We start from the raw sequence: 10722 nt of genomic DNA on the forward strand, positions 1-10722 counted from the left end.
GGCCACATGAAGAAGCAAGCTGGTTTTACCTTAATCGAAATGCTAATTGCAGCACTGGTTATCCTGATTGGGGTGACGGGGTATGTAACACTGCAATCGAATTTTATGCGCTCGGATGCGCAGCTTAATCTACGCGCGGTGGCATTAAAGCTGGCGCAGGAAAAAATGGATGATTTGCGCACCTTTACGCAATTGCAGACCACGGCTGGGGTGTTTGATTACAACGATGTGCAGAATAATGCCGGTGGTGCGCTGGTCTCAGGCAATATTGATGTCGCGGTTAATGCCGATGCCGATATGAATCACACGTTCATCCGTAACTGGACCGTGACCAACCAGTACTATGTGGATACCAATGCAGATGGATTGGCGGATACCTGGTTAAATGAAGGAGATCCCGGATTACCAGCGAACCTGCCATCTTGGCCGAGCAAGAAAGTCGTTACAGTACAAATCAGCTGGCAGGACTACCAGGGCGATGCCAAACAAGTGCAGATTGACGGCACTATTGCGCCGGTTGTGCTGACTGCCAGCCATCAGGCGCTGCAGGAGTCAGACAATAGCAGAAAAGGCCCAACGGTTGATTATACACCTGGGGTCGCTCCGGATGTTATTTCTTATGATCTGGGCGATGGTAAAAAGGTTGAGACTTCTAAGCCAGTGCCTGAGGTGAATAAAACCGGTGATAACATTCAGGTCCAGTTTGAAACAGTCAAATACATCGAGTTGCCTGATGACGTGACGAAGTTGGAGCAGGAAGACTTTCTTACTGTAAATTGTAAATGCGCATTGGCGGGACAGAATCAGGGCTATACGCCATCTCAAACGACATTGGTAGACGGACAGTTGGTGGTACAGCGAGGTCAATTAGTAACGAAAACGACTGGTGTACCCGATGGCAATGGCCAGCCTGAACTCTGCACTGCCTGTTGTCGGGACCATCACGATACGGCGGCGATGGTAAGTGATGAAAATTATTACCGTAAGGAATGGGGTAATCCACATCGCCATTATAATTATGACGGCATAACCTACACCGCTGCGACATTAATTGGTGACAAATATATTGAAGCGTGCAGATTTAAACGAGTGGATGGATTGTTTGAACTGTATGCGGATTGGTATTTGGTCGATGTGATTACATTTAAACAGGATTATTTGTTTAATGAGGCCAACTTTACTGCCTATCGGGCATACACCGAAGGATTAGTTGAGAGCCGGATTGCGGGTTCCACTGCGCCGACTCGTCCTGCCAATCGAGATTTCCAGGTGCCGCCCGGCGCTTACCAAATGATTGCCCGGGGTATATATGTGGATCGCATCACAGATGAGCATCGCGCTGCGATAATCGAGAAAATCAATGCAGGTGATGCGACCTGGAAAGCGATCACACCATTTTATGATGTCAATTTAACCCTTTTGTCAGGCTGGGATACGGGGGATGCGGTTGTCGCAACCATTACTGAAGAACCGATTGAGACAATTGTTGACCCTGACAATGATTTATACGGCACTTATAGCAGGGGGCGCCTTGAAGCGCTGGCTGATGGCACGACCAATGTATCGGTAAAAGCCTATCCCTTTAGCTCGGGCATTACGGGTACCAATCCTATTTCTCCTTTCGAAGTTTACCTTGGACGGTTGGATGACACGGTTAATGTAGAAGTTAATGGTAAAGCCACGACTGAAAAGTACTTTGGCCTGATTGGTGACATTAAATGTGTAACTGTCATTAGTGGCGTCAGTAGTGCCTGTGAGACCAATAATGACAAAAAAGCCGATTATGTGGATTTAACCGCATTGGCCCTAACTGCCGACCCTGCTCACTTTAGTTGTAGTGTGAGTGTGCCGAAAGGAAAAGCGACCCCATTCTATAGTTGCGACGATGTGTCTGAGAACTGGAATGGCACGATTAGTTTAGCATTTACCGCACCAGGCTATTCGGTGACGCTGAAAGTGGAATATCCGGATGGGTCTCAGGTCGAAGCCAATGCGTTCTCGTTGCTTAGTAAATTAGAAGCCACATCCAATCGCGACTACAACATCATCATAGAGCTGACGCCATAAGGCGTCTGCTCTATAACCTATAACGCAATCCTATACCTAATTATCCATTACTTCTGATAGGCTAAGCACTCATCATCTTTGAGTGCAGCCGCATGGAATCAGGGACATTCAGGGCGCAGAGCTCACCCCATATTACACAGCAGGGTTTAGGACTTATTGAGGTCCTGATTACCTTGTTCATTTTGTCTATTGGACTGCTCGGCGTTGCCTCGCTGCAACTGGTGGGCTCCTTTACCAATTCCGCCGCTCTGAACCGTTCAGATGCAACCATGCAGGTGCAACAACTAAGTGAAAGGTTGCAGGCCAGTGCTCTGCAATCACTCAGTGCACCGGGGCGTATTGTTGATAATCAGTATTTCGCGGCCGACAACTGGAATTTTGCCGGACTGGCCTGTGATGAAAGTAACCCATGGCAATGCCATTGCACTGCGCGACCTGTTGCCATCCCGGATTGTGATGCTAATCAGTGCAGCACTGCAGAAATGGCCCGATATGATGGTTGGCAGGTCAGTTGTGCCGCTGTGAAATCCAATCCATCGGCACAATTAGCCGTGACCTGTGCAGACATTAATGCACTGGATGGGCAAAGCTGCAGCGCAGGCTCCACGTTGCAAATAATTCTGCGTTGGCCGACGACCAGTTGGCAGGGGGCAAACCGGATTGATAACCCTGATTGTGCCATAGATGGCAGCGAACATGCTGACTGCGTTGTGGTGAGGTTGATCCTATGAGCTATCAACAACGCGGTTTTACCTTGGTTGAATTGATGGTCAGTTTGTTGCTGGGGGTAATTATCAGTGGCGCCATCATACAGGTTCTGGTCAGTAATCAGGTCACATCCAGATTAAATCAGGCCATGGCATCGGCGCAGGAAGGCGGGCGCTTTATCGTGCAGCGCTTACGCGATGATGTGCTGCGTGCAGGGCTTTATGATCGTAACAGTCCGCTGTTAAACCGAGATGTGGATACGCTGGCAGAAGAGAGTTTTATTCATCAGCGCACTATTAATTTGCCCGGTGATTTTATTCAGCGTCCGCTACTGGGTGCCAGTCAGGGGGCGGATGGCGCAGCGGATACGCTGGTTATTAGCATGGCCGGTTCTTCTGATTGCCGCAGCCTGCAGCATGGGTATAACGGTACAGAACGCTTTCATGTGGTGAATGAGTATTTTTTGGAAGACGGGCAGCTTAAATGTCGCGGCTTTGACGGCAGGGCGCTGCGTGGCTTGAAAGCAGCACAAGGGCATGACGGCAATGCTGCCTACACGCTGCTCGATGATGTGGTGGATTTTCAGGTGCAATACGGTATTGCGTTTACTAATGCCGCCGAGCATGAGTTGGGTCGTCCAGCGCAATATGTCACTGCGGAACAATTGGCGGCTTTGCGAGGGCAAGGGGCGAGTGCTGTGACTATCCGTTTTGCGGTGTTAGTTAAAGGTGACGGGCAAGTTAACTTGCCTCAGGCTGCGCAATTTAAGTTACTGAATGAAGCGTTGCAGAATGCGCCGGACAATGGTTATTACCGTGATTTCGGCGCAACCGTGGTATTGCGTAACAGTAAAAACTGGTTTGGAGCGAGTCAATGAAACAATCAGGTTTGGTTTTGGTATTCGCTTTGCTAATTCTGCTGACCATGACGTTGCTTGGTATCGCCGCCGTATCATCCAGTTTGTTGCAGTCCAAAATGGCCAGCGCAGGAGAGTCAAAAACGGTTGCTTTTGAAGCGGCTGAAGCGGCGATCAATGCGGTTGTCTTCGAGTCTGAGGATCCTTTTTTGTTGGCCGATGATGCGTTGACCGATCCCCTCACCGAAGCCAGGCAGGATGTGGCCATTGATTTAGCAAACCAGCAGTTAAGTTGTTTCAATGATAACAACTGGACAGCCAGACAAATCACCGCCGATGGATTAAACCGGGGGCAGCGTCATGTAGCCGCCGCCAATTTTTCCGATCGTCCAGCGGTACGGGCCTGGTCGAAGAGTGCGTTTATTGGTGAGCGCGCCTGTAAAGGATCCAGCAATGTCATAGGCGGCAGTAACATCAGTTGTCACCAGTTCATTATTCGCGGTTGTGGCCAAAGCGCAGCAGCGCCTTATGCAGTTGCCAATAGTCTGAATGTGTCGGTGTTTGCGCCTGCGTCAATGAGTAATTAGGAGAGGCATGATGAACAAGTTATTCCATGCTGTTATTTCGATGGGGCTGACGGCAGCCATCAGTTTTTGCGCACAGGCCGATGATATCGAAATTTATCTGGGGACAGGAAGCGAGACGACGACGTTCAACCCGAATGTGCTGTTTATTATGGATACGTCGGGCAGTATGACTGGCAAGGATGGCACCGAAGAGTCTCGTTTATTACGTGTGCAAAATGCGCTAAAAGCCGCCTTGCGGTCTGCGACCAATATCAATGCGGGTTTAATGCGTTTCTCCGATTATGGCGGGCCAATCTTGTACCCGGTGCGTCCCATCGACTCACCCGTTGTACCGGAAATTATTACGTCGTTAAGTCACAGCAGTGACGATGCATTTGAAGTGTTGGGGTCCGTTAACACCACATCCACCCGAATTAAGCTGGTGGAAGGGCTGGCCAGTTTACGTACTGGTTTGCGCTTTGATGATCTGAACATTCCACGCGGCGCAACGATTACTTCTGCAAAAATCCGTTTTAGCTCAGATGGTTATAATGCAGTAGCGGCATCTATGAGCTTGCATGGTATTGCCAGCGGTGATGTGGCGCAGTTTAGCAATTCGTCGTCGCTAAGTTCGCTTGCCCTGACGACTGCGCAAGTGGACTGGAATACTGACAATGATTGGCCGGTTACCTCTGAACGCGTGGTGAGTGAAGATATTTCACCGATTATTCAGGAAGTGGTGAATCGGGCGGATTGGTGCGGCGGCAATGCACTTGGCATTGTGGTGGACGGTAGCAGTGCTTCAACAGGTGCCAATCGATATATCAAATCTTATGACGAGGGCACAGGGTTATCGCCTGAATTAGTAGTGACCTATGATCAGGCATCGGCCACAGGGTGTGTTGCGGGTGAAATGTTTTATCAGGTTGATAACAATAATAACAACGCTGAAGAGCAGCCCGATGGTTATCTCAACACCGGTAGTGAGTTAACCTTTAATGCCAGCAGTAATAACTATGTAGGCATGCGCTTCGCTAATCTTACGATTCCGCCAGGCGCTGTAGTTACCGAGGCGTATCTTATTTTTACCGCCTATCAAAACCGCTACGGTAGTGCGGATATGCAAATCAGGATGATTAATGAAGCCAACCCTGATCGTTTCAGACGACGCGATCGCTACGTCTTGCGTGATGCGGCGAAAACCAGTGGCATCGCATGGACGGGTTTGCCTAACTGGTACAAAGACGAAACATACCAGACTCCCAATCTGGCAGCACAGGTTCAGCAAATTGTAAACCGTGCGGACTGGCAGTCTGGTAATGCCGTCATGTTCGTCTTATCTGACTTTACCGGCAATCGGGGAGCATACTCCTACAATGGCAAGCCATCTGGCGCGCCACAACTGGTAGTGCGCTTTCAAGGGGCGGCAATTCCTGAAACCGTGGCGACAGTGCGTGACCATCTGCTCAATAAAGTCGATGAGTTATCGGCCAATGGTTACACGCCAATCGTCGATACCCTGCTTGAGGCAGTCAGTTATTACGGTGGTCTGGATGTATTGTATGGATTGGAACGCGGCGCATCTGGCGTCAGCAGCAGTGTGCGCCGAGCGACACGGGTTAGCCATCGAGCCAGTTATGTAGGGGGCGATCCTATTCGCGCCGTAGGCTGTACTGATGACGATTTAAATAATTCCGCGTGTGAAACGGAATACATTCCGGACGGAGCGACCTACATATCACCTGTCACTGATTTACAATGTCAGACCAATAACCACATTGTGCTGCTGTCTGACGGCGAGGCCAACAATAATCACTCTGCGGATGAGATAGCGACATTACTGGGACGAAGCTGCACGTCCGCAAGCTCTGGAGAACTGTGCGGACTGGATTTAATCAAAAATGTCAGCAAAGCCAGTGAGTCGGTGATTGGCCCGCGTATTCTCACTCACACCATCGGCTTTGCCGCCAATGCCACCGCGAATAACTTTCTGAATCAGTTAGCATTGCAGGGCGGTGGTAGTTTTTATACTGCCAGCGATAGTGCGCAATTGCTCACGGCGTTTGAGTCGATCCTGCGCAGTGTTAAAGACGTGAATGCGACGTTCGTCTCGCCTGGGGTGGCGGTAAACCAGTTAAACCGTCTGACCCACAGGGATGAGCTGTATTTTGCATTGTTTAAGCCTTCTGAAGGCACCGCCTGGCCAGGAAACCTGAAAAAATACAAGATTGTCGGAAACTCAATTGTTGATAGTAATAGTTTAAGTGCGGTGGACGATGCTACCGGCTATTTCAAGGAAACCGCACACAGCTACTGGTCGGCCTCTGCGGATGGTGCAGATGTCAGGGCGGGGGGCGCGGCCAGCAATCTGACCTTAAGCCGTAACATGTATATGTTTGACGCGCCTGGCGTTATTGTCACGGCGGCAAATCGAATCCATGAGAGTAACACCGCGATCACGACCACAGATTTAGCCATCGACGGCCAACCCGCCCCGGCAGATTTGCGCAATGTGTTACTCAAGTGGTTACGAGGCGTGGATGTGCAGGATGCGGACGATGATGGGGATAACACGGACATTCGACTGCAAATGGGTGACCCCATACACTCGCAACCCGTCATCGTTAATTATTCGGATACCGACAGCGCGATTCTGGTGGCAACCAATCAGGGATTTTTGCATTCCTTCGACCCGGAGACCGGCAGCGAAAACTTTGCCGTCGCACCGAAAAAGCTATTAAGTAATGTGCATGCATTTTATTTAAATAACTCGTCCTTTAATCATATTTATGGCCTGGATGGCGATATGGTATTGCGTAAAACATCGGACCGTATTTACCTGTATGTGGGCATGCGAAGGGGAGGACGGGACTACTACGCGTTCGATATCACCAATAAAACCAGTCCTCAGCTCAAGTTTAAAATTGAAGGTGGTCAAGGCGCGTTCAGTAAACTGGGGCAGACCTGGTCGAAACCTGTACCGGCACGTGTCAATCTGGCCGGCAGCGTGCGTGATGTGCTGATATTTGCGGGCGGGTATGATGAACAGCAGGACTATCGCTTAGTCAGAGGGGTAGATAGCATGGGTAACGCTGTGTTCATGGTCGATGCCAATACCGGCGAACTACTCTGGTCAGCCAGTAATAGTGATGCCGACCTGCTGCTACCCGACATGAATTACAGTATTCCGGCTCGGGTGGCCGTTATCGACCGCGATGATGATGGCCTAGCGGATCATTTATACGTAGCAGACACCGGCGGGCAGCTTTTCCGTCTGGATATTACTCAGGGTAATACTGCCGGTGATTTGGTGCGTGGTGGGCTGTTGGCGCAGATAGCAGGAGACGATAATGAGGTGGAAAACCGTCGTTTCTTCTATGCACCTGATGTATCTGAAGTGAGTATGAACAGCGAGCATTATTATGCCGTTGCCATTGGGTCGGGCTACCGCGCCCATCCACTGAACACAGATATCAAAGACTACATGCTGATGATTAAAGACACTGGGGTCTTTACACAGGATGAGTCAGGTAACTGGTCGTTACCCGCCGCCCCCGTAACATTGACTGACTTATACGACGCGACATTACACACGTTGACCTCGTCTGACAGCGATGCGCGTGAAATCGCCTCCTCGCTGTTAGCTAGCAAGCAAGGGTGGCTGATTAGTCTGGGGACGGGCGGTGAAAAAGTGTTGGCATCTCCGCTTATTCTCAATTATCGCGTGTTGTTTACTACCTATTTACCTGCCGCGATCAGTGAAAGTGAGTGTGCACCGCCAAGTGGCAACAGCCGTGCTTATCTGGTGGATCTGATTGATGCCAATGCGATTACAGATTTAAATCGGGATAACTCGCTCAATCATAGTGACAGATACACGGATCTGGCTCAAAGTGGTATCGCGCCGGAAACCAAGATCCTGATAGAGGATGCTTTGCATCCCGTGGTGTGCTTAGGGACAGAATGTGGTTCCGCAGTCATTGAAATTGACGAAAGCGGCGAAGAGCAGGCCTGCACCACCGGCCTGGATTGTCTGGCGCAAAATATTCTTGGTCGCCTCAAACGTGTGCAGGAGGCCAGTTGGGAAACACAAACGGAGCGACAACCATGAAGCAACAAGGCTTTTCTTTAATTGAGTTGATGGTCGCCGTGGCGATTGTTGGGATTCTGGTCGTGATTGCCGTACCGTCATATCAGGATCATGTGCGCAGTGCTAACCGTGCTGCGGCACAAGCTGATTTAATGGCACTGGCTGCGGCTATGGAGCAGCATAAAAGTGTGAATTACAGTTATGCGGGAGCCGCCGAGGGCGGTGGTGACACAGGGACGCCGGCTGTATTTAAGGGATATTCACCGTCTGCGGAAAATGTTGCCAATAAAGTGTACGACCTGAGCATTGATACCATGGGCGCCAATGGAATTAGTTACCGCTTACGCGCGGCTCCTGTTGCAGGCTCCGTGCAGCAGAATAATGGCAGCCTTTATCTGTTTAGTGATGGGCGTAAAGCCTGGGATAAGGATAATAATGGCGCAATAGGTGCAGATGAATATTGTTGGAAGTGTTAAGGGCATTCGATGGCATTGCCATCGAGATCTTCGTAGACTCCGTCATTGTTGCTATCCTGACTCGTCTTCACTCTGCCATTTAACGCGATATAGAGTCCCCGCGCTTTCGTTTCGTCGCCATTTTGATGGCACATCACCAGTGAAGCGGTAATATTACTGCTGCCGTCCGGATTAAATCTGAATGGCTGCGCAGGGCCGCTTATCAGGGTAGTAGCACTTGCCCGTTCGGTACTGGCCAGCAATGGTTCATCATCATTGCGCACATTGTCATTATTTTCATCGCTAAATACCATCAGCGCTTGTTGCCAGTTGTTTGTACACGTCTGAAAATCTGCGGTGGGGCAAAGCGTTGTCGCAAACTGCTCATTGACAGCATTGGCCCGGGCAAATTGCAGTAAGCTGCTGGATTGGTTGGTTTGCGCGACGATCTGATTTTGCTGCACGATATGGTTAACGTTCGGCGCAACCACAGTAATTAAGATTGCACCTATCGCCAGCGCAATCATTAATTCCATTAACGTCAATCCAGATTGTTTGTTCATGTCAGTATCCCAGCCTGTCAGATGCTTAGCATAACCAAATCACATGGTTTTTGGGTATGCTAATTTCTTCTAGGGTATTGGCGGCATCGCGGGTGTTAACAGTTTAAAAATGTTGATGAATTTCATACTATTACCGCAGGCTAGAAATAACTGAAGAATCAGCATGGATTATCAACACATTATCGACGAAATGCGGGTATTGCCCGAGATAGATGTCGATTTCGAAATTTCCCGGCGCGTCGATTTCATCAAGCGCTATCTGACCCAATCAGGCATGAACACTCTGGTATTGGGGATCAGTGGCGGTATTGATAGTTGTACCTGTGGCAAACTGGCGCAGTTAGCGGTAGACCAGTTAAATCAGGAGCACGGTAAACGATATCAGTTTGTAGCGGTGCGTTTACCTTATGATGTGCAGGCTGACGAAGCGGATGCTCAAGCCTCTATTGATTTTATTCAGCCTTCGCAAGCCGTAACAGTGAACGTGAAGCCGGGGGCTGACGCCATCGAGCAGCAATGTTTACTGGCGTTACAAGAACAAATTCCGGCGGACCCAGGCAAGGTCGACTTTGTAAAAGGCAACACCAAAGCCCGCACCCGCATGGTGTTGCAATACCATATTGCAGGTTTATTGGATGGACTGGTGCTGGGCACAGATCATAGCGCCGAGAATATTACCGGTTTCTACACTAAATTTGGCGACGGTGCCTGCGATCTAGCGCCACTTTTCGGATTAAGTAAACGCCAGGTGCGTCAGCTGGCCCGTAAGATGGGCGCGCCACGTATCGTCATTGAAAAAGCACCGACCGCAGATTTGGAAAGTCTCAGCCCGCAAAAAGCGGATGAGGATGCATTAGGCCTTACCTATGACCAAATTGATGATTTCCTCGAGGGAAAGCCGGTCAGTGCCGAAGTGGCTGAACGTCTTGCATATATCTACCAGCGCACGCAACATAAGCGTAAAGCGATTCCAACTATTTACGATTAATTCTGAATTTAGGGAAAGTGGGTATGAAGAAGATTACAGCGATTATTAAACCGTTCAAAATGGATGATGTTCGTGAGGCGCTGGCGGATATTGGGATAACCGGCATGACAGTAACTGAAGTGAAAGGCTTTGGTCGTCAGAAAGGGCATACCGAACTATATCGTGGTGCCGAGTATCAGGTCGATTTTCTGCCTAAGAACCATATTGAATTGGTGATTGGTGACGAACTGGTCGATCAATGTATCGAAGCGATTATCAAAGCGGCGAAAACCGGCAAAATCGGTGATGGTAAAATCTTTGTCACCGAAGTGGAGCGGGTCATTCGTATCCGTACCGGTGAAGAAAACGAAGACGCAATCTGATAAAAAAAGCCTGACATTGTCAGGCTTTTTTGTCGTTACTTAGTTTTCTTTGGTTCCGTCGCTGATT

Annotated in this window: 9 protein-coding genes; 8 read left to right on the plus strand and 1 reads right to left on the minus strand. The window is 49.5% G+C overall.

Features of this window, described 5'->3' with window-relative positions:
- The first annotated feature begins 6 nt into the window (after nt 1-6).
- The 6 genes from TK45_RS13055 (at nt 7) to TK45_RS13080 (ending at nt 8763) form a co-directional block, all read left to right on the plus strand.
- Nucleotides 7-2067 carry a prepilin-type N-terminal cleavage/methylation domain-containing protein gene (locus TK45_RS13055; RefSeq protein ID WP_131259284.1) on the plus strand — a complete coding sequence of 687 codons (2061 nt, stop codon included), beginning with the start codon at nt 7-9 and terminating at the stop codon, nt 2065-2067.
- Nucleotides 2068-2159: 92 nt separating this feature from the next.
- A complete protein-coding gene (locus tag TK45_RS13060) occupies nt 2160-2798 on the plus strand; it encodes a prepilin-type N-terminal cleavage/methylation domain-containing protein (protein WP_131259285.1) in 639 nt (212 codons plus the stop codon).
- On the plus strand, nt 2795-3652 hold the full coding sequence (locus tag TK45_RS13065) for a PilW family protein (RefSeq protein WP_131259286.1): 858 nt from the start codon (nt 2795-2797) through the stop codon (nt 3650-3652). Before TK45_RS13060 ends, TK45_RS13065 begins: the two co-directional genes overlap by 4 nt.
- Complete coding sequence (locus TK45_RS13070) at nt 3649-4218, plus strand: PilX N-terminal domain-containing pilus assembly protein (RefSeq protein ID WP_131259287.1); 570 nt, start codon at nt 3649-3651, stop codon at nt 4216-4218. Before TK45_RS13065 ends, TK45_RS13070 begins: the two co-directional genes overlap by 4 nt.
- 10 nt (nt 4219-4228) lie before the next feature.
- Nucleotides 4229-8308, plus strand: coding sequence for a PilC/PilY family type IV pilus protein (locus TK45_RS13075; protein ID WP_131259293.1), 4080 nt, complete (start codon nt 4229-4231; stop codon nt 8306-8308).
- Entirely contained in the window at nt 8305-8763 is a 459-nt protein-coding gene (locus TK45_RS13080; protein WP_131259288.1) for a type IV pilin protein, read from the plus strand. Before TK45_RS13075 ends, TK45_RS13080 begins: the two co-directional genes overlap by 4 nt.
- Here the strand turns inward: TK45_RS13080 and TK45_RS13085 are convergent.
- The gene (locus TK45_RS13085; protein WP_131259289.1) at nt 8760-9305 is read right to left on the minus strand and encodes a GspH/FimT family pseudopilin; all 546 of its coding nucleotides are present in this window, start codon (nt 9303-9305) and stop codon (nt 8760-8762) included. The two genes, TK45_RS13080 and TK45_RS13085, sit on opposite strands and share 4 nt — an antisense overlap.
- Nucleotides 9306-9468: 163 nt before the next feature.
- Here TK45_RS13085 and nadE point away from each other — a divergent pair, with 163 nt between their 5' ends.
- Nucleotides 9469-10293, plus strand: a complete 825-nt coding sequence (nadE, locus tag TK45_RS13090; protein WP_131259290.1) for an ammonia-dependent NAD(+) synthetase — start codon at nt 9469-9471, stop codon at nt 10291-10293.
- A 23-nt stretch (nt 10294-10316) separates the two neighbouring features.
- The gene (locus TK45_RS13095; RefSeq protein ID WP_131259291.1) at nt 10317-10655 is read left to right on the plus strand and encodes a P-II family nitrogen regulator; all 339 of its coding nucleotides are present in this window, start codon (nt 10317-10319) and stop codon (nt 10653-10655) included.
- Nucleotides 10656-10722: the final 67 nt, after the last annotated feature.

Source organism: Bowmanella sp. JS7-9, from assembly GCF_004329715.1.
In the GTDB taxonomy this organism is placed as follows: Bacteria; Pseudomonadota; Gammaproteobacteria; order Enterobacterales; family Alteromonadaceae; genus Pseudobowmanella; species Pseudobowmanella zhangzhouensis.

Coding starts and splice junctions, on each gene's coding strand:
- TK45_RS13055 (WP_131259284.1), top strand. CDS start 7: ATGAAGAAGCAAGCTGGTTTTACCTTAATCGAAATGCTAATTGCAGCA.
- TK45_RS13060 (WP_131259285.1), top strand. CDS start 2,160: ATGGAATCAGGGACATTCAGGGCGCAGAGCTCACCCCATATTACACAG.
- TK45_RS13065 (WP_131259286.1), top strand. CDS start 2,795: ATGAGCTATCAACAACGCGGTTTTACCTTGGTTGAATTGATGGTCAGT.
- TK45_RS13070 (WP_131259287.1), top strand. CDS start 3,649: ATGAAACAATCAGGTTTGGTTTTGGTATTCGCTTTGCTAATTCTGCTG.
- TK45_RS13075 (WP_131259293.1), top strand. CDS start 4,229: ATGAACAAGTTATTCCATGCTGTTATTTCGATGGGGCTGACGGCAGCC.
- TK45_RS13080 (WP_131259288.1), top strand. CDS start 8,305: ATGAAGCAACAAGGCTTTTCTTTAATTGAGTTGATGGTCGCCGTGGCG.
- TK45_RS13085 (WP_131259289.1), bottom strand. CDS start 9,305: ATGAACAAACAATCTGGATTGACGTTAATGGAATTAATGATTGCGCTG.
- nadE (WP_131259290.1), top strand. CDS start 9,469: ATGGATTATCAACACATTATCGACGAAATGCGGGTATTGCCCGAGATA.
- TK45_RS13095 (WP_131259291.1), top strand. CDS start 10,317: ATGAAGAAGATTACAGCGATTATTAAACCGTTCAAAATGGATGATGTT.